This is a genomic window from Sanguibacter sp. TS_SC_8, assembly GCF_055361235.1.
Window position 1 is genome coordinate 2,491,790 of record NZ_CM143955.1, and the last position, 19,978, is coordinate 2,511,767.

Annotated in this window: 12 protein-coding genes; 5 read left to right on the forward strand and 7 right to left on the reverse strand. The window is 72.1% G+C overall.

Annotated elements, in window-relative coordinates; translation table 11 throughout:
• Positions 1-8: 8 nt before the first annotated feature.
• Entirely contained in the window at positions 9-2,801 is a 2,793-nt protein-coding gene (locus ACWA15_RS11365) for a bifunctional acetate--CoA ligase family protein/GNAT family N-acetyltransferase (RefSeq protein ID WP_464055341.1), read from the reverse strand.
• 114 nt (positions 2,802-2,915) lie between these two features.
• Between ACWA15_RS11365 and ACWA15_RS11370 the strand changes: the two genes are divergently transcribed.
• The 5 genes from ACWA15_RS11370 (at position 2,916) to metH (ending at position 13,040) form a co-directional block, all read left to right on the forward strand.
• A complete protein-coding gene (locus ACWA15_RS11370; protein WP_464055342.1) occupies positions 2,916-5,390 on the forward strand; it encodes a DNA gyrase/topoisomerase IV subunit A in 2,475 nt (824 codons plus the stop codon).
• 126 nt (positions 5,391-5,516) lie between these two features.
• A complete protein-coding gene (locus ACWA15_RS11375) occupies positions 5,517-6,317 on the forward strand; it encodes a hypothetical protein (RefSeq protein ID WP_464055344.1) in 801 nt (266 codons plus the stop codon).
• 59 nt (positions 6,318-6,376) lie between these two features.
• A complete protein-coding gene (locus ACWA15_RS11380; protein WP_464055346.1) occupies positions 6,377-7,309 on the forward strand; it encodes a hypothetical protein in 933 nt (310 codons plus the stop codon).
• Between the two features lie 541 nt (positions 7,310-7,850).
• Entirely contained in the window at positions 7,851-9,374 is a 1,524-nt protein-coding gene (locus ACWA15_RS11385; protein ID WP_464055347.1) for an HNH endonuclease signature motif containing protein, read from the forward strand.
• Positions 9,375-9,509: 135 nt separating this feature from the next.
• Positions 9,510-13,040, forward strand: a complete 3,531-nt coding sequence (metH, locus tag ACWA15_RS11390; RefSeq protein ID WP_464055348.1) for a methionine synthase — start codon at positions 9,510-9,512, stop codon at positions 13,038-13,040.
• Between the two features lie 114 nt (positions 13,041-13,154).
• Here metH and ACWA15_RS11395 read toward each other — a convergent pair whose 3' ends face one another.
• The 6 genes from ACWA15_RS11395 to ACWA15_RS11420 all read right to left on the reverse strand — a co-directional run bounded on the left by ACWA15_RS11395 (position 13,155) and on the right by ACWA15_RS11420 (position 19,801).
• Positions 13,155-13,682, reverse strand: a complete 528-nt coding sequence (locus tag ACWA15_RS11395; RefSeq protein WP_464055350.1) for a hypothetical protein — start codon at positions 13,680-13,682, stop codon at positions 13,155-13,157.
• A 520-nt stretch (positions 13,683-14,202) separates the two neighbouring features.
• Positions 14,203-15,099, reverse strand: a complete 897-nt coding sequence (locus tag ACWA15_RS11400; protein ID WP_464055351.1) for an ECF transporter S component — start codon at positions 15,097-15,099, stop codon at positions 14,203-14,205.
• Entirely contained in the window at positions 15,096-16,829 is a 1,734-nt protein-coding gene (locus tag ACWA15_RS11405) for an ABC transporter ATP-binding protein (RefSeq protein ID WP_464055352.1), read from the reverse strand. Before ACWA15_RS11405 ends, ACWA15_RS11400 begins: the two co-directional genes overlap by 4 nt.
• Positions 16,826-17,851 (reverse strand): hypothetical protein, encoded by a 1,026-nt coding sequence (locus tag ACWA15_RS11410; protein ID WP_464055354.1) that lies wholly within the window; start codon positions 17,849-17,851, stop codon positions 16,826-16,828. The genes ACWA15_RS11405 and ACWA15_RS11410 overlap by 4 nt, the downstream gene beginning before the upstream one ends.
• Entirely contained in the window at positions 17,848-18,501 is a 654-nt protein-coding gene (locus ACWA15_RS11415; RefSeq protein ID WP_464055355.1) for a hypothetical protein, read from the reverse strand. The genes ACWA15_RS11410 and ACWA15_RS11415 overlap by 4 nt, the downstream gene beginning before the upstream one ends.
• Positions 18,502-18,727: 226 nt before the next feature.
• Complete coding sequence (locus ACWA15_RS11420; RefSeq protein WP_464055356.1) at positions 18,728-19,801, reverse strand: prenyltransferase/squalene oxidase repeat-containing protein; 1,074 nt, start codon at positions 19,799-19,801, stop codon at positions 18,728-18,730.
• Positions 19,802-19,978: the final 177 nt, after the last annotated feature.

Below are 19,978 nucleotides of genomic sequence, written 5' to 3' on the forward strand. Positions count from 1 at the left end.
CGACCGGCTCAGTCGGGCAGCGACCGGCGCAGCCCGTCCTTGCGGTTCGCCGCGCCGACGGTGATCCGCGCGCTGAGCACCGCGGCCCCGTGCTCGGCGACCACGACCGGGTAGAGCTCGAGGGACTGGACGTCGGGGTGGTTCTCGGCGAGCTCGCAGACCCGGCCGATGAGGTCCTCGATCGCACCGGCGTCGGCCTCGGGAAGCCCCTTGTAGCCGAAGAGACGCGGCGCGGCGCGGATGGACCGGACCATCTGCGCGACGTCCGTCGTGGTCAGCGGGGGGACGCCGTAGCTGACGTCGCCGAGCAGGTCGGTCGCGTCGCCGGAGAGCCCGAAGGACACGACCGGTCCGTAGAGCAGGTCCTCGGTGGACCGTACGACGCAGGCCACCCCGGTCGGTGCCATCCGCTGGACCTCGAACTGGGCGGAGTCGCCGCGGCGCCCCGGGGACAGGTGGTCCGCGAGCGCCCGGGACATCTGCTCGTAGTTGGTGCGCAGCTCGGCCTCGTCGGTGATGTTCAGGCGCACCCCGCCGAGGTCGGCGCGGTGGCGCAGGGACTCGGCCGTGCTCTTGAGCGCGACCGGCCAGCCCAGGTCCCGGGCGGCGGCCACCGCCTCGTCGGGGTTGGTGACCCGGACCGACCGCCACAGGTCGATGCCGTAGCACTCCAGCAGCGCCCGGACCTCGTCGGCTGCGAGGTCGCTGCTGCGTGCGTCACCCACTCGGGCCTCGATGATGCGCCGCGCGCCGGCCACGTCCACGTCCGGGTAGACGAGGTTCTCGCCGTGGTCCTGACCCAGCCATGCCGCATACCGCACGACCGCGCCGAGGGCCTGGACGGCGTCCTCGGGGGTCGAGTACGCCGGGACCGTCACCTGCGTGCCGTCCGGGGCGGGTGCGGTGAGCAGCGGGACGAGGCCGTGCAGGCCGAGGACGCTGGCCACGGTCGGGCGGCCGGTGCGTGCGGCCGCCCGGGCCACGGCCTCGCAGAACCTGTCGTCCTGGCGTCCCAGCACCGGCACGTGCACGGCGACGACCACGTCGCACGCGCCGTCGGCGTAGACGGCGTCGACCGTCTCGGTGACCTGCGCCTCGGTGGCGCCGTCCGGGACGATCCCCACCCGTCCGGTGACCACGAGCCCGGCCGAGCCGGCGGCCTCGGCCACCACGGCTGCCAACGGCGCCGAGCTGGCCACGATCGAGACGAGGCGGCCCTGGGGCAGCGTCTGGTGGGCGAGGAGCTGGATGATGTCGATCATCTGGTGGGTGTTCTCGGCGCGGATGACCCCGGACTGGCGGAACATCTCCTCGAGCGTGCGGCGCGGGGCGCGGGTGGTGCGCACGGCGTGGCCGGGGGGCACGATGTGCCCGGACCGGCCGGCCGTGACCACCACGACGGGCTTGACCAGGCCGAGCCGGCGGGCGATCCGGGAGAACTTGCGCGGGTTGCCGATCGACTCCAGGTACAGGCCCACGACGTCGGTCGACTCGTCGTCCTGCCAGAACTGCATGAGGTCGTTGCCCGAGACGTCAGCGCGGTTGCCCGCGGACAGGAAGGACGAGACTCCCAGCCCGCGCCGGGCCACCGTGGCCAGGACGGTCACGGCCATCGGGGCCGACTGGCAGAACAGCCCCACCCGGCCGGGCGGGGGGAGGGCGGGGGTCAGGGAGGCGTTGAAGGTCGCCTCCGGTCGCTGGGCGAACAGCCCGTACGATCCGGGGCCGACGACGCGCATGCCGGCCGCGTGCGCGGACCGCACGACGCCGCGCTGCAGCTCGAGACCCTCCTCCCCCGTCTCGGCGTACCCGGGGCCGGTCACCACGACCGCGCGCACGGCCAGCGGGGCGAGGGCCTTGACGACGGCGGCGGCCTCGTCCGCGGGGACGGTGAGGACGGCGAGGTCGACCGGGCCGGTGACCTCGGCGAGGGTGTCGACGAAGGTGACCGGAGAGCCGGCGACCGGGGCCTCGGGCCGCCCCTCGAGCTCCTGGCGGGCCGCCGGCGAGAGGCCGACGACGGTCAGGGCGACCGCGTGATCGGTGCCGCGGGCGTCGAGCAGGGCGCCGACCACCCGGACGGCCAGCTGGGTCTGGAACTCGTCGGCGTGAGGGGAGGTGACCACGACGACCGAGCCCGGGGTGAACAGGCCCCGCATGCTGCGGGCCTCGGCCCGGTGCTCGCGGTCGGCCATCACCTGGCGGGAACGTTCGGTGGGGTCGAGGTTGATGCTCACCGAGACGATCCCGTCGTCGACGTGCTGGGTGGTCTGGTAGCCCGCCTCCCGGAAGACCGTGAGCATCTTGCCGTTCTGGGGCAGCACCTCGGCCGTGAAGCGGCGCACGCCGACCTCGCGGGCGGCTGCGGCGATGTGCTCGAGCAGGACCGAGCCGAGTCCGCGCCCCTGGTGGGAGTCGGCGATGTTGAAGGCGACCTCGGCCTCGTCGGGGCCGATCCGGTCGAAGCGGGCCACGCCGATGATCTCCTCGTGGCCGCTGCGTCCGTCCGGGGCCGGCGTCGTGCTCACCACGACGAGCGCGACCCGGTCGTGGTGGTCCACGACCGTGAAGCGGGTGAGGTCCCGGGGGGAGAGCCGCTCCATCGCGGCGAAGAAGCGCATGTACGTCGACCGCTCGGACTGGCGGGTGTGGAAGCGCTGCAGCTTGTCGCGGTCGCCGACCCGGATGGGGCGCAGCCGCGCGGTCGTGCCGTCGCGCAGCACGACGTCGGCCTCCCACTCCCGGGGGTAGGTGCGGTCCGACGCCGGACGACTCGCTGATTCCTCCGGTGGGCTGGTCACAGGTACAGGCTAGGCGGTGCCCCCGCCCTGCGGAGACTGGGCACACCGTCGGTCGTGGGAATATGTACTCTGCCCACCACACCGACCCTGACCACCGCTGAGGAGCCGAACCCGATGGCACGCAAGTCGACCGGCGCCGGTCCCGCGACCGAACCAGCGGACTACACCGAGAAGATCATCGACATCGATGTCTCGGCGGAGATGGAAGGGTCCTTCCTCGAGTACGCCTACTCGGTCATCTACGCGCGTGCCCTGCCCGACGCCCGGGACGGACTCAAGCCGGTCCAGCGCCGCATCCTCTACCAGATGGCCGACATGGGCCTGCGACCGGACCGCGCCCACGTGAAGTCTGCGCGCGTCGTCGGGGAGGTCATGGGCAAGCTGCACCCGCACGGCGACACGGCGATCTACGACGCCCTCGTGCGCATGGCGCAGTCCTTCTCCCTGCGCCTGCCGATGGTCGACGGCCACGGCAACTTCGGCTCCCTCGACGACGGCCCGGCCGCGCCCCGGTACACCGAGGCCCGTCTGGCCCCGGCGGCCCTGGTCATGACGACCGGCCTCGACGAGGACGTCGTCGACTTCGTGCCCAACTACGACAACAAGCTCGTCCAGCCCGAGGTGCTGCCCGCCGCGATCCCGAACCTGCTGGTCAACGGTGCGTCCGGGATCGCCGTCGGGATGGCCACCAACCTCGCCCCGCACAATCTCATCGAGGTCATCGCCGCCGCGCGCCACCTCGTGGCCAACCCGAAGGCCTCGCTCGAGGACCTCATGCGCTTCGTGCCCGGCCCGGACCTGCCCACCGGCGGGAAGATCATCGGCCTCGAGGGCATCCGGGACGCCTACCGCACCGGCCGCGGGTCCTTCCGCACCCGCGCGACGGTCCGCGTCGAGAACGTCACCCCCAAGCGCAAGGGCATCATCGTCACCGAGCTGCCCTACCTCGTGGGCCCGGAGAAAGTCATCGAGAAGATCAAGGAAGGTGTGCAGGCCAAGAAGCTCTCGGGCATCACGGCCGTCACCGACCTCACCGACCGCACCCACGGGCTGCGGCTGGTCATCGAGATCAAGACCGGGTTCAACCCCGAGGCGGTCCTCGAGCAGCTCTTCCGCTTCACGCCGATGGAGGACTCCTTCGGCATGAACAACGTCGCCCTCGTCGACGGCCAGCCGCGCACCCTCGGCCTGCGCGAGATGCTCTCGGTGTGGGTCGACCACCGTCTCGACGTCGTGCGCCGGCGCTGCGAGCACCGCCTGGCCAAGCGCTTGGAACGGCTGCACCTGGTCGAGGGCCTGCTGCTGGCCATCGTCGACATCGACGAGGTCATCCAGGTGATCCGCACGTCCGACGACGCCGAGACCGCCCGTGGGCGCCTGCGCAGCGTGTTCGACCTGTCCGAGCCGCAGGCGGAGTACATCCTCGAGCTGCGTCTGCGCCGCCTGACGAAGTTCTCCCAGCTCGACCTGGAGAAGGAGCAGGCGGCCCTGGCCGAGGAGATCGCCGAGCTCCAGGCGATCCTGGCCAGCGACGCCCGCCTGCGCTCCGTGGTCAGCCAGGAGATGGCCGACGTCGCCCGCGTCTACGGCACCCCGCGGCGCACGATCCTGCTCGACTCCGCCGGTGCCGGGGTGACCGGCGCGGCCGGTCTGACGCCCGCCCGCGGTTCCGCGGTCCCGCTCGAGGTCGAGGACACCGCGTGCTGGGTCATGCTGTCCACGACCGGGCTGATGGCCCGCACCGCCGGCGAGGAGCCGGTGCTCCGCGACGACCACCGCCACGCCCACGACGTGCTGCGCTCGGTGGTCGCCACCAGCGCCCGCGCCGAGATCGGCGCGCTGACCTCGCGCGGGCGGATCATCCGGCTGTCCGTCCTGGACCTGCCGTCCTTGCCCCCCACCCAGGGCGCCCCGAGCCTGTCCGGCGGGGTGCCCACGGTCGAGGTGTGCGCCGTCGACCCCGGGGAGACGATCGTCTCGCTCGTGTCCCTGACCGAGGACGCCCCCACCCTCGCGGTGGGCACCGCGGCCGGTGTGGTCAAGCGGGTCGCCCGCGGCGACATCCCGGCCAAGGACAGCTGGGAAGTCATCGCCCTCAAGGACGGTGACACGGTGGTCGGCGCGGCCGCCGCGCCCGACGACGCCGAGCTCGTGTTCATCAGCTCCGAGGCGTCCCTGCTGCGCTTCCCGGCCTCTGCGGTCCGTCCCCAGGGCCGCACCGCGGGCGGCATGGCGGGCATCAAGCTGGGCGCCGGCCAGCAGGTCGTCTTCTTCGGCGCCATCCTGCCCGACGACGCCCCGCACGCGGTCGTCACTGTCTCCGGGACCCAGGACGCGCTGCCCGGCACCCAGACCGGGTCGATCAAGATCACGCCCTTCGAGGTGTACCCGGCCAAGGGCCGGGCCACCGGCGGGGTGCGGGCGCACCGCTTCCTCAAGGGTGAGGACACCCTCATCCTCGCCTGGGTGGGCACGGCTCCCCCGCACGCGACCGGCTCGGCCGGGCAGCCGGTCTCGTTGCCGGAGGCCGACCCGCGCCGGGACGGGTCCGGCGTGGCGCTGCAGGCTCCGGTGCACGCGGTCGGTTAGGGCGCTTTTGGGCGGGCGTGCCCTACGCTTCGCTGTGTGAAGAGACCCGCAGGACGCCGCGCCCTGTCCTGGCCTGACCTCGTGTTCACGGTGGGCGCCGACCGCGACCTGGTGGGGTTGCTGTAGGTGCGGCTCAGCGGTCGTTCGACCTTCGCCACCATCAACGTCGTCAACTGGGTCGTGGCAGCCACCGTGCTCGCCGGCGACCTGGTGGCTGACGGCCTGCTGCAGACTCAGCTCTCGGTCGGGATCGCCGTCGTGCTCGCGCTCAGCGTGCCCCTCGTCCTGGCCCGGTGTCAGAGCGCCCCGCCCGACGACGCTCGCCTCACCCCCGGCCAGTGGGCCCTGTTCGGCGCCCTCTGGGCCGGGACCGTGCTGTGGTCGGTCGCGTCGATGTGGGCCTCTCTGTCGGAGCGGGACGCTTCCGGTGTGTTCCCTGCGCTCGGCCCAGGCGTCGCCGTCGTCGCCTGGGTGGTGCTGGTGGTGCATCTGTCGGCGCGCGTCGGGGGACGCCGCCTGCGCCGCTGGTCCGACCTCGTCTTCGCGGTGATGATCCCGGGGAATCTGGCGATCATCTGGTGGGCACTCCTGGGGGATGCGATCACCAGCGGAGAGAGCAGCTGGGATAGCCTCTTCGTCGCCGTGGCCGTGCTGCCGATCCTGCTTGCTCTGCTCTCGGTGAGCACAGTCCTGGCCACCTGGACCGCGTGGTCGGTGCCCGGGGTGCTGCTGACCTCCAGGCAGGCAGGGCTGCAGATCGGGCAATGGGTGGGGCTCTCCGCGGTCGGCGCATCCCATGCGGTCGCCTGGGTCGGGGCGGCCGGCTTCCTCGTCTGCTACCTCCTGCTGGTGCGGTCGTTGCGGGTCCGGCGCACGACGGCGCGCGAGGCCGCACCGAGCTTGATCACACGGTCTGATCCCGCGTAGCCCTGGCGGCACTTCCACACCACGAACAATCGCGGCATCCATGCCCTATGCTCTCTTTTGTGCACTCGACCGCCACCAGGACGTTCCCGACTGTCACCGCCCTGACGCCGGTGAACCTGGCCCTGGTCTCCGTGATGTGGCTCTGCGGGTGGGCGACCGGGGCACGCTCGGCCTGGCAGATCGGCCCGGTGGCCGCCGTCGCGCTGCTCCTCGCCGTCGTGCAGACACTCGCCCGACGCCGGGTCAGGTCCGGGGAGCAGGACCAGCTCAGCGCCAGGCAGGCGATGCCGTTCGTAGTCCTGTGGGCCGCGACCGCGCTGTCCGTGCTCTCCGCCCCCGGGGTTGCGCCGCGCCCCCAGCCCTCGATCCTGGCCCTGACCCTGGGCGATCTCGACTGGGCCGCGCTCACCTTCGCCCCGCTGGCACGGTTGGCCGCGCTCGTCGCCGCAGGCGCATGGGTGCTGCTCGCGGTGAGCCTGGCACCGTGGCGCGCCGGTCACGAGGGGCGCGGGGATCCGGGTGATGCGGCGCAGCGCCCGCTGTGGGCTGATCTTGTGTATCTCGCGGTGATTCCGGGGAACCTCGCGATGATCGCCTGGGTCGCCCTCGGCGGTCTGGTGAGCAGTGAGGAGGGGTACGGGATGTTCGCCGTCATCCTCGTCACCGTCCCGATCCTGCTGGCTCTGCTCACAGTGAGCACCCTGTGCGTGATCACGAGCCGTCCGGGCGACGGGGACCTGCAGTCACGGCCGATGGTCGGGATCACCTCACGTCAGGCGTGGCTGCAGATCGGAGTGTGGGCCGGCCTCGCCGCGCTCGGCGCAGGCATCACCGTCGACTCCCTCCAGGACGAGCCGTACTCGGTGGTCCTCACACTGCTCCCCGGCGCGGTCGTCGCCTCACAGGTGGTCGCCGCGTGCGGGGCGGCGTGCTTCCTCGCCTTCTATGTCCTGCTCCTGATCTCGACGACTGCGCGGAACGAGGCCGGGTAGAGGAGCGCCCGCACGGCTCCGGCATAGCGTTGACGCGGTGCTCGCTCGTTCGCCGCCCAGGGCCGGACCGTCGCCATCGTCGAGAATGGCGTCGACGTCGACCTCACATCCGGCGTGTCGGGGGCGTCTACCTGGTGACGGGCAGTTCTTCGAGTGGCAGAGGTCGCCTGTCGTGGCGGTCCGTTCCTGGCTCGGGCTGCGTGTCGGTGGTCGGGTCTAGGGTCGATGCATCTGGTGGGAGCCCCGCATTCTCCGGGGACATGGCGGTCTCTGTAGCGGTCGACGACGGTGTCGGGTGGTGGGTCATGGCGGGTCCTGCGAGGGCGGTGGTGCAGCCCGGGTTGGCGCTGTTCGGCGCCGCGGGTGGCGTGGGCGCGGGTCTGAGTCCTGGTGGCGCACCGGCCCCCGCTCGGCTGCCTGCGCCGGACACCGCAGCTGCGCCTCCGGGGACCGTCGCCCCCTGGGACCTGGTCCCTGCTCCGGGCGCGGCCGTGGGCGTGCAGCCGGTCGCTGCCGCGTCGCGGGCCCGGTGGGGCGGATCGTGGAGCTGGACAGGTCGATCGCGGCGTTGACCGCCGAACGGGCCTCGCTGCTGGTCGCCGAGCGCGACTGCGGGGAATGGAAGAAAGCCGGATACTCCTCGTTCGAAGCCTGGCGCGGACAGATGTCCGGGGAAGGCCTGCGGACCGCGCGCACCCAGCTCACGGTCGCCACTGTGCTCGAGGAGTCCCCCGAGGCTGCCCAGGCGGTCGCGACCGGGACGGTGACGGTCGTCCACGCCGAGATCCTGGGCCGGGTCCGGTCCAAGGCGGAGCGCCCCGGCACCACGGAACTGACCCCCAGCGAGAACAAGGAACTGCTGGACCTAGCGACGAAGGAAGACGCCGACGCCTTCGCCAAGACCGCCGACCGGTGGTGGGCCCGCCGGGACTGCCTCGCCCACGACGCCACCCACGAAGAGACCCGCCGCAAGCGGTACCTCACGATCAGCCACACCCCCACCGGCACCCACCTCAAAGGATTCCTCAACGTGGTCGCCGGACGCCGCGTCGCCGTGGCCATCGAGGCGGCGATGCACCGCCCCGAAGACGGCGACGACCGCGACTACCCCCAACGCATGGCCGACGCCCTCGTCGACGTCGCCGACCGCGCCATCAACGGCGGGACCTTCAAGAACGGCGCAGCAGTCCGCCCCCACGTGTCCGTCATCATGACCGAAGACACCTTCGTCCAGTCCCAACGCGAACTCCGGCGCCGCGCAGCCGCAGCCGCAGCCCAAGCCGCCAGTACCGAGGGCGATGACCCGGCATCGAACCAGGACAACCCATCCGGGGGCCACAGTCCAAACAGCGGCGAGTCCAGTGAGTCCAGCGCGTCCAACGCACCAGGGCTCGTGGAGCCCGCGACGTTCGAGGACGGGACCCCCGTCCCCCTCAGCGAACTCGCCCGCATCCTCTGCGACGCCGACCTCACCCGCATCGTCATCACCGCCGACAACGTCCCCATCAACCTCGGCCGCACCGCCCGCCTCTACACCCGCGAACAACGCCGAGCCATCATCGCCCGCGACCGCGGATGCCAATTCCACGCCTGCACCCAACCCGTCCACTGGTGCGAAATCCACCACATCCACTGGTGGACCAACGGCGGAGAAACCTCCCTCAACAACGCCATCCTCCTCTGCAGCCACCACCACCACGAAGTCCACCGCCTCAACCTCACCATCCACCATCGACCCACCGGAGGGCACGAGGTCCGCGCCGCACGCCGGGGTGTCCACAGCGAAGGCCGTGCCACCCGCAGCCCAGGCACAGCCGAATGCCGGGTAGCCGAGGCCTCATCGCCCCTGCTCAGAGACGGGCGGCCGTCTGCCGGTCCCCGACCACCGAGCTGTCCCCGACCACCCGTAGAGACCGGGCCGACACGCCCGCCCGCGCCGCCCAGTCCCCGAGCAGCCGTCCAGCGCGAGCCATCCGAGGGCCACATCCGGGTCGATGACGGGCCACCTGGGCGTCCCGCTCACGAGAAGCCCGCGGCCAGGAACCGGTGGCCCGATACCGGGTGAGCACCGGACCGCACAGGGCCTGCCGACACACACCGTGGCGACTCCGCGACCACGCGATCCGGGGGTGGTGCGCGCTCCCGTGCCCACTGAGCGGGCGCTTCGTCGCGCCAGTCCCCCGCTCCCTACACTGACTCCATGCTCACTCCCCGCGCCGCCGCCCTCAAGAACGCCATCTCCACCCGGGTCGTCGTGGCCGACGGCGCGATGGGCACCATGCTGCAGGCCGCTGACCTCACCCTGGAGGACTTCCTCGGGCTCGAGGGGTGCAACGAGATCCTCAACGTCACCCGACCCGACGTCATCGAGTCCGTCCACGACGCGTACTTCGCCGTCGGCGTCGACTGCGTGGAGTCGAACACCTTCGGGGCGAACTGGTCCAACCTCGGCGACTACGACATCGACGACCGGATCTTCGAGCTCGCCGAGGCCGGCGCAGCGATCGCGCGGCGCAGCGCCGAGAAGAACTCCACCCCAGACAAGCCCCGCTGGGTGCTGGGCTCGATGGGCCCGGGAACCAAGCTGCCCAGCCTCGGGCACACCACGTACGCGCACCTCAAGGGCACCTTCGCGATCCAGGCCGCGGGCCTGATCAGCGGCGGCGCGGACGCGATCCTCATCGAGACGAGCCAGGACCTGCTGCAGGCCAAGGCCGCGGTCAACGGCTCCAAGCAGGCCATGACCGAGTCCGGCATCACCCTGCCGATCATCGTCCAGGTCACCGTGGAGACCACCGGCACCATGCTCATGGGCTCCGAGATCGGCGCCGCGCTGACCACCCTGGCCGCCTTGGGCATCGACGCGATCGGCCTCAACTGCGCAACCGGCCCGTCCGAGATGAGCGAGCACCTGCGCCACCTGTCCAAGCACTCCACCGTGCCGGTGACCTGCATGCCCAACGCCGGCCTGCCGGTGCTGGGCAAGAACGGCGCGCACTACCCGCTCACCCCGGTTGAGCTCGGCGTGGCGCACGAGCAGTTCGCGCGCGAGTTCGGCCTCGGGCTCGTCGGCGGCTGCTGCGGAACCACCCCCGAGCACCTGCGCGAGGTCGTCGAGCGGGTCGGTGGGCGCCCGGTCGTCGAGCGCACCCCCGTCCCGGAGCAGGGTGTGGCCAGCCTCTACACCCACGTCGACTTCGACCAGGACGCCGCCTTCCTGGCCATCGGCGAACGCACCAACGCCAACGGCTCCAAGGCCTTCCGCGAGGCCATGCTCGCCGAGAACTGGGAGGAGTGCGTGGCCATCGCCCGCGCACAGACCCGCGACGGCGCGCACCTGCTCGACGTCTGCATCGACTACGTCGGCCGCGACGGCGTCGCCGACGCCCGCTCGGTCGTCTCCCGCCTGGCCAGCGCGTCGACCCTGCCGCTCGTCATGGACTCGACCGAGCCGCCGGTCATCCAGGCCGGCCTTGAGCTCATCGGTGGTCGCGCCGTCGTGAACTCGGTGAACTTCGAGGACGGCGACGGCCCGACGTCGCGCTACGGGCGCATCATGCCCCTCGTCAAGGAGCACGGCGCGGCCGTCATCGCACTGACCATCGACGAGGACGGGCAGGCCCGCACCGCCGACACCAAGGTCGCGATCGCCAGCCGGCTCATCGACGACCTCGTGGGCACGTGGGCCATGGACGTGGCCGACATCATCGTCGACACCCTGACCTTCCCGATCGCCACCGGCCAGGAGGAGACCCGCCGAGACGGTATCGAGACCATCGAGGCGATCCGCGCGCTCAAGGCGAAGTACCCCGGCGTGCACACCACGCTCGGGGTGTCCAACGTGTCTTTCGGCCTCAACCCCGCCGCCCGCATCGTGCTCAACTCGGTGTTCCTGCACGAGGCTGTCCAGGCCGGGCTCGACTCCGCGATCGTGCACGCCGCCAAGATCCTCCCGCTCGCCAAGATCCCCGACGACCACCGCCAGGCCGCCCTCGACCTCGTGTGGGACAAGCGTGAGTACGACGCCGACGGGAACGTGACCCACGACCCGCTGGCCCACCTGCTCGACCTCTTCGCCGGCGTCGACACTGCCGCCCTCAAGGACCAGCGGGCCGCCGAGATGGCCGCCCTGCCGCTCGGGGAACGCCTAGAGCGCCGGATCATCGACGGTGAGCTCAAGGGCCTGGACGCCGACCTCGACCTCGCCCTGACCGAAGGCATGAAGCCCCTCGACATCGTCAACAACCACCTGCTCGAGGGCATGAAGGTCGTCGGTGAGCTCTTCGGCAAGGGCGAGATGCAGCTGCCGTTCGTGCTGCAGAGCGCCGAGGCGATGAAGACCGCCGTCGCGCACCTCGAGCCGCACATGGAAAAGTCCGACGAGGCCGGCAAGGGCACGATCGTCCTGGGCACCGTCCGCGGAGACGTCCACGACATCGGTAAGAACCTTGTCGACATCATCCTCACCAACAACGGCTACACCGTCATCAACATCGGCATCAAGCAGCCGATCGCGGCGATGATCGAGGCCGCCGAGAAGCACAACGCCGACGTCATCGGCATGTCCGGGCTGCTGGTGAAGTCGACCGTGGTGATGAAGGAGAACCTCGCCGAGCTCAACACCCGCGGGTTCGGCACCCGGTGGCCGGTGCTGCTCGGCGGCGCCGCGCTGACCCGCACGTACGTCGAGGACGACCTGGCCGACATCTACGAGGGCGAGGTCCGCTACGCCAAGGACGCCTTCGAGGGCCTGCGGCTCATGGAGCCCCTGGTCCGCATCGCGCGCGGGGAGGCGCGCGACGCCGTCGGCCTGCCGCCGCTCAAGAAGCGCCGCCACGCCACGGTGACCGTCACCCAGACCCCCGACGCGGACCTGCCGGCCCGCTCGGACGTCGCGGCCGACAACCCGATCCCGACGCCGCCGTTCTGGGGCTCGCGCATCGTCAAGGGCATCCAGCTCGCCGACTACGCCGCCTTCCTCGACGAGCGCGCCACCTTCATGGGCCAGTGGGGCCTCAAGCCCGGTCGCGGCGACGACGGCGCGAGCTACGACGAGCTCGTCGAGACCGAGGGGCGCCCGCGCCTGCGCGAGTGGCTCGACCGGATCAAGACCGAGAACATGTTCGACCCCTCGGTCGTCTACGGCTACTTCCCCGCCGTCGCCGACGGCGATGACATGGTGATCCTGCACCACGACGGGCCTGACGGCGGCTCCGGTGGCGAGGTGGGCACCGAGCGGATGCGGTTCACCTTCCCGCGCCAGCGCCGCGACCGTCACCTGTGCCTGGCCGACTTCGTCCGGCCCAAGGACTCCGGCGAGATCGACGTCGTCGGCTTCCAGCTGGTGACCGTCGGTGCCTCGGTCGACGCGCACACCGCCAAGCTCTTCGCGGCGGACAAGTACCGCGACTACATGGAGTTGCACGGGCTCTCGGTCCAGCTCACCGAGTCCCTCGCCGAGTTCTGGCACTCACGCATGCGCGAGGAGCTCGGCTACGCGGCCGAGGACCCGGCCGACCTGGACGGGATGTTCAAGGTGGCCTACCGCGGAGCACGGTACTCCCTGGGCTACCCGGCGTGCCCCGACATGGAGGACCGCCGCAAGGTCGTGGAGCTGCTGCGCCCCGAGCGGGTGGGGGTCGTGCTCTCCGAGGAGCTGCAGCTGCACCCGGAGCAGTCGACGGACGCGATGGTCTTCCACCACCCCGAGGCGAAGTACTTCTCGGTGTGACGTCCCCGCGCGTCGCGGCTGGTAGACCAGGAAAGTCCGCAGCCCCGGCTGAGGGTGGCTGGGCTGGAGCTGCACGGTGCTGGGCCGCCGTTGCACGCCCAGCACCGGGTCAGGTCAGGACGGCTCGAAGGTCCTTGACCAGATCTCCGCACCATCGGCGTTCCAGTAGGTGTAGGTGACCATCGGGGAGTCAGTGACACCCACGCTCTCCATGGCCGGGAACACCTGGGTGTCGCACACTTCCTGCAGGTCCGAAGCAACGAGGTCGAACTGCTCCGCGGCCACGGCGGCGTCGATCTGGTCGCCGAAGGTGTAGCCGAAGGCGACCGTGCCCGGGTCGACGCCTTCAACCGTGATGTCCGAGAACATCTCGAGCATCTGTGCATCGGCTTCCTGCAACGTGGCCAGCTCAGTCGCGACATAGGCGTCGAGAGCTTCTCGCTGCGACGCCCCTTCCTCGACCTCAGCCTCGCCTGCTGCCTCTGATTCCGGCGCAGTCGACTCCTGCGCAGTCGATTCCTCCGCGGCCGGGGCCGCCTTGGCCGACGAACTCCCTCTCTGGTCGTCGTCGGACGACGCACATCCACCGAGACCAACAGCGAGCGCACACACCAACACGATTCCGGCTACCGGCTTGTTCAAGGTCTTGTCCTTCTGTTCGGTTCGGATGTCGCTGGTTGGGCCCGGTCGCTCTGCCGTGCAGCCCGCACCGCCACACCCGCGGCTGGCCGACTGTGCCACAAGACGTCTGTGCCACAAGAACGGTCCGGGACGTCACCGGACGAGCGCGACCGGACGAGCCCAGGAGGCAGGCTGAGTCGACGCGCAGCGAGGTTATCAGATCTATGCCCCAAATAAGGCAGTGTTTCGTGACATCAGGCGGATCCCTCCGGTCGCGAGCATCTGGAACGGCAATTATGGCCCCACCCCGGCGGCGAGCAGCGAGGAGGCGAACTACGAGATCACCCCGAGCAGCAACTGAACTGCGACAGCGGGCCGACCTCCCACTGGTTGACCAGGCGTTCCTAACGCGGTCAGGCGCCGGCCAGGCGCCGGTCAGGCGGTTCGCCGCTCTGGGACGGTCCACGCGGCGTCGAGCACCTCGGGCGGTCAGGCACGCCATGACGGAGTTGACGCTGCAGACACTGGCCCCGTGAAGGGTCTATTCAGGGATTCCGGCCCAGGCCGCCCGGCGCCGGGCCCGGCGCAGCGTGCCGAGCACGGCGCGGCCCAGCACGAGGACCGCGACGACGTTGGTCACCGCGCGCACGGTGTCCCAGGTCAGCGTGGACGTGGTGAGCGTGAACACGACGAAGCGCCGCAGGTTCTCCCCCAGCGGGCCCCCGGGCAGGTAGGACACGGCCGTGTCCCCGCCGATCGCGAAGGGCCAGAACCACAGGTTCATCAAAGCGCCGAAGAGGTAGGCGACGACCGCGGAGTAGATCGCGAGCGCCGCGATCTCCGCCCGCCCGCGCGGGGCGACCCGCCCGGCGAGCACCTGGCCCAGCAATCCGGCGCCCAGACCGATCCATCCGGCCGCAAGCATCTGGAACGGCAGCCACGGACCCACCCCGGCGGTGAGCAGCGCGGACGCGAAGAGCGAGAGCATCCCGAGCAGGAACCCGAAGGTCGCACCGAAGACGTACCCGGCGAGCACGAGCAGGAAGAAGACCAGCTCGATCCCGCCGGTCCCGGCGCTCACCAGGCGCAGGGCGGCGTTGACCGCCGAGAGCACCCCGAGCATCGCGAGCGTGCGCGGGTCGAGCTCGCCCGAGCCGACCTGCCCGAGCACGATCACGAGCAGCACCGGCACGAGGACGAGCATGAGCCACGGCGCGCTCTGCCCACCGGACCGGGGCAGGACGCTGGCCACCAGCGGCCAGCAGAACATCGCCAGCCCGAGCAGGCACGCCACCACGACGACACCCCAGTGCCAGACGCCGCGCCGAGGCCTGGTCGCCCTGGTCGCCGTGGCGCCGGTCGCGCCGGTATCGATCACATGCCCGGTGGCTGCGTGCTCGCCGGCTGCGTGCTCGCCGGTCACCTGCTCGCCTGTCACGGCCGGACCTCGGGCGCCGGCGCCACCCGTGAGACATCGACATCGCTCAATGTCATCCAGGTCGACGGCGCGAAGACCTTCGCGATCTGCGGGGCGAAGGCCGGCGAGCCGGTCAGCATCGCCCGAGCGGGGCCGTCCGCGACGACCTCCCCCTCAGCCATGAGGACCACACGGTCCACGAGCACCGCAGCGAGCTCGACGTCGTGGGTGGCGACCGCGACCGCTGCACCGGCGTCGGCCAACCGCCGCAGGATCACCACCAGGGCATCCTTCGCAGCGTGGTCCAGCCCGCGGGTGGGCTCGTCGAGGAGCAGGACGGCGGCCGGCACGGCGAGCATGACGGCGAGGGCGAGGGCGAGACGCTGCCCCTCGGACAGGTCACGAGGGTGGGCCTGGCGGTCGACGCCAGCCACCATCGCATCGAGCAACGTCGATGTCGTTCCCGGCGTGGCTCCGGCCTCGCGGTCCGCGGCCGCGCACTCCTCGCCCACGCTCTCGCAGAACAGCAGGCTCGTGACGTCCTGCGGCACGAGCGCGACCAGGGCCCGGGCGAGCACCCGGGAGACGGTGGCCGGGTCGGTGCCCCGCACGTCGACGCTGCCGCCGTCACGGCGTCCGCTCCCCTGCAGCGCCCACAGCAGCGAGGACTTCCCCGAGCCGTTGCGGCCCATGACCGCGGTCACCTCACCGGCGCGCAGCTCCAGGTCGACCCCGCGCAGCGCGTCGCGCGCGCCGTACCGCACCCGCAGACCGATGGCTCGCAGCACGACCGGTCGATGCGTGGTGGGTGGCGCGAGGGGGGCGGGTGAGGTGGGTGAGGTGGGTGGCGCGAGGGGGGCGGGTGAGGTGAGTGAGGTGCGCGATGCGAGAGCGGTGGCAGGGATGGGAGCGGTGGGAGATGTGCGGGCCGGTGTGCTGACAGCTGGTGGCAGGGCGACCAGGTCTCGCACGCGGCGTCGGGCATCTCGGACGGTGAGCGGCACCGGGTCCCAGCCCAGCAGCGCACCGAGGCGCAGGAGCGGCGGGGCGACCGGTGTGCCGAGCAGCACCGCACCGGGGGGCCCGGACACGACCGTCCCGTCCCCGGGCAGGTAGACCACGGTGTCGGCGAAGTGCACGACGCGCTCGAGGCGGTGCTCGGCGAGGACGACGGTGAGTCCGAGGTCGTCCACCAGGCGGGTGATCGTGGCCAGCACCTCCTCTGCGCCCACCGGGTCCAGGGCCGACGTCGGCTCGTCGAGGACGAGCACCCGGGGGCCCGCGGTGAGCACCGCACCGAGGGCGACGCGCTGCTGCTGCCCCAGGGACAGCGTGTCGAGCGCCCGGTCGCGCAGGTCGGCGATGCCCACGAGGTCGAGGGTCTCCTCCACCCGCCGACGCATCGCGGCGGGGTCCACACCGCGCTGCTCCATGGCGAAGGCGAGCTCGGACTCCACCCGCGCGGTGACGAACCCGTGGGCGGGGTTCTGCCCGACGTAGCCGACGAGGTCGGCCATGTCCCGGGGAGGCACCTCACGGGTCGAGCGGCCGTGCACCCGGACCTGGCCGGTGAGCGTGCCGCCGGTGAAGTGCGGGGCGAGGCCGTTGATGGTGGCCAGCAGCGTCGACTTGCCGCTGCCGGTGCCGCCGGCCACGAGCACGAGCTGGCCCGGCTCGAGGGCGAGGGTGAACCCACCGAAGACTCTCGGGCCGCCGGCGTGGGCGAAGGCGACGTCCGTGAACTCGATCATGATGTCCTCCGGCGGACCAGCAGGGCTGACAGTGCGGGTGCCGCAGCGACCAGCGGGGCGAGCAGGGCGACCAGCGTGAGGTCGGGGAGCAGCACCGGTGGCGGGTGGCGCACCTGCGACGGGACGCCCAGGACCAGCATCCCCGCGCTGACCACCGCGCTCACCACGACGAGCGAGGAGACCACGGTCCAGGGCTGGGGCCGGTAGACCGTCCGGCGCGCCGAACGGTCCAGCCGGGTGGCGACGACGAGCGCGGCCACCGCCACGGCGGTGAGCACGACCGGCGCCCACCTCGGCCACGCGGAGTCGAAGAGCCCGTAGGCGGCGAGCGCCACGCACGTCACTGCGCCGAGCACGCCGGCCGGCTGTGCCCAGGTGCGCGAGACGGCTCCCCCGGCTTCCGTCACCCGCGAACCGTACCCGCGGGCCTCCATCGCGGCGGCGAGGGTGAGCGAACGGTCCATGGTGCCCTCGAGCACCGGGATCACGGTGGCACGCAGACCCGTGCGGCGACCGCCTCGGAGCCGGGCAGCCCGGCGCACGTCGACCACGGAGCGGGTGAGCCCCGGGAACACCGACACCGCGATGACGAGGGAGGTCGAGAGCCCGGCCAGGGCGGGTGGGGCGTGCTTGAGCAGCTCCAGCACGTCCGCGAGGGTGTGCGCGGCGCCCACCGCGAGGATCACCACGGCCAGCTGGAGCCCGCCGGTCAGGCCGCTGACCAGCGCCTGGGTCGTGAGGGTGCCGAAGAGCTCGAGCGGTCCCAGGTGCACGGTCGGCAGCGTCAGCAGGGCCGTGCCGCCGCCGGCCGGGAACACCAGCCGGAAGGCCATCCGGACCACGACCACCGCCGCCGCGACCACGAGGTAGAGCCGGAACGGTGCGGTGTCCTGCGCGCAGCTCGCCACGACCAGGCAGACCGCCACCACGAGGAGGGCGAGCACGAGCACGTTCGTCGTCGCGGTCGCCGCCGCGGCGAGCACGAGCGCCCAGATCCACCAGGCCGCCGGGTGGACGGTCATCTGCGCCGCCGCGCCACGACCGCGGCGCCCGCCCCGCCGGCGAGGACGACCGCGATCGCGACCAGCGGCACGACGCCGGTGCTGGCGCCCGAGGCGCCGCTGCCCGAGGTGGAGTCCCCCGGTACGTCGCTGCTCGGCGCGCCGCCGGTTGACGTAGTCGCGCCCGGTGTCGTCGTGCCCGGTGCCGTCGTGCCCGGTGCCCGGTCGACCCAGTCGCCAGGCAGGTCGCCCGAGGCCGCCAGGTCGGTGGGCAGCGACGGCGCCGTCGCGGCCTGGGTCCCGGTCGTGAACACGAGCCCGACGACGTCCCCGGCACCCACGGTGAGGTCGCCGGCACCGGTGGTCGCGTAGAGCCAGTCACCGGGCGCCCCTGGTGACCCGTCCGCGTGCCACAGCGACCAGTAGGCGAGCTGGGACGGGGTCCGGCTGCAGCTCTCCCGCACGGTGGACCCGTCCGGGAGGTGGATCTCCTCGTCGGCGCCGGGTCGGCCGTCCACCCGGCAGACGAAGGCCGTCCCCCACTGCGCCGTCCCCTCCACGCTCACCCCCGCGGCCAGGACCGCCTCGAGCGCCGTCGACGACTCCTCGGGTGCGAGGGGTGCGCAGCCCCGGACCCCTGGGGCACCAAGACCCGAGAAGTCGACGACCACGCCGACCCCGTCGCAGGCCCCCGCGACGTCTGCCGTGAGATGGTCGGGTAGAGCGGTCGCAGTGGGGGCAGCGGGCGCAACAGGCGCAGCAGATGCGGCGGTCGCGGCCGGCTGGGCCCAGGGTGCGGCCCAGAGCGCGGTCAGGACCCCGACGCTGGACCACCGCACCGCAGACCGCCGCACCCCAGACCACGCCACCCCAGACCACGCCCGACCGGTCATGAGGTCAGCCGATCAGGCCGTGCAGGCCCGTTCCCGCGAGGGCGAGGGTGGCCTGTGCGCTCGCGCGTGCGTCCGGTGCCCCGGCCAGCGGGAAGGCTCCGGCGTCGGCGCCCTCGGTGAGGATCTGGGACTCGAGCCAGGTCAGCGCCGGAGCCGGGTCCACCCCGGCGTCGCTCAGGGCCGCGGCCACGACCGCGGTGCTGTTGACGCTGGGATCCTGGGAGCCCGAGGCGGCCCAGGACTGTCCCCCGTCGGCAGGGACGCTGACCGTCTCGAGCCAGGCGAGGGAGTCGGCCACGGCGGGTGCGTCCACCGGGACCCCGGCACCGATCAGGGCGGAGACGGCGAAGGCGGTGGCGTCGACGTCCGGCACGCAGTCCGCCGGGCTGACGTCGGAGAGCTGGACCGGGAAGCCCAGGCCGGCGCACTGCTGGGCGGTGAGGTAGTCCACGGCGACCTGGGGTGCCTCGGCGGTCGCACTGAGCGCCAGGACGGCCCAGGCCTGGGAGACGGTCGAGGAGTAGTCGTCTGCACCGAGGTCGCTGAACCGGCCTGAGGGCGCCTGCAGCGCCACGAGCTCGGAGACCAGGTCACGGCCACCGAGGTCGGCGGTGTCGATCCCGGCGGTCTCCAGGGTCGCCAGGAGCTTGGCGGTGGACCCGGCGTACTGTGCGGTCGCCGGGTCTCCGATGTAGGCGGTCACCGCGTCGGGGGCAGCGAGCGCCTCCGCGAAGGTCTGCGCGGCGTCGTCGTCGCCGACGCTGAGCAGCGCAAGGGTGACGTCGGTGGTGAGGCCGTAGTCGTCGTAGGCGACGCCGTCGAACTCGGTCTGGAAGATCGGCGCCCCTGCTGCGGAGGTGACCAGCCACGCGGCAGCAGCCTCGGCAGACGCGGCAGCGCTGGTCGGCGCCGCGGTGTCGGCGGCGTCGGCGGCGTCGGCATCGTCGGAGGCCGTCGCGGTCGCTGACGGGCTGGGCGGGGTGGAGGCGGACGGCGCGTCCGCACCTGAGCAGCCGGCCAGGGCGAGGAACGTCGTGGCGAGGGCCACGGACAGGAGCGGAACAGTTCGACGGGTCACGGAATCCTCTTCATCACGGTGCCGCCGCCGGGCCACTGAGGGGCCTCGGGTGATCCCGGGCACGGGACGGGCGGCGGGCACGAACACTCCGGCGGCATGGGCGCGGCCGGGACTACCTGGGGCAGTCTAGATCGGCTGCCACCGGTGGGAGCGGGCGTCTCACTGTTCCTGCGCCCG

Excerpts from the sequence above, each read along its gene's own strand:
- ACWA15_RS11370 (WP_464055342.1), top strand. The coding sequence starts at position 2,916 with ATGGCACGCAAGTCGACCGGCGCCGGTCCCGCGACCGAACCAGCGGAC.
- metH (WP_464055348.1), top strand. The coding sequence starts at position 9,510 with ATGCTCACTCCCCGCGCCGCCGCCCTCAAGAACGCCATCTCCACCCGG.
- ACWA15_RS11410 (WP_464055354.1), bottom strand. The coding sequence starts at position 17,851 with ATGACCGTCCACCCGGCGGCCTGGTGGATCTGGGCGCTCGTGCTCGCC.
- ACWA15_RS11405 (WP_464055352.1), bottom strand. The coding sequence starts at position 16,829 with ATGATCGAGTTCACGGACGTCGCCTTCGCCCACGCCGGCGGCCCGAGA.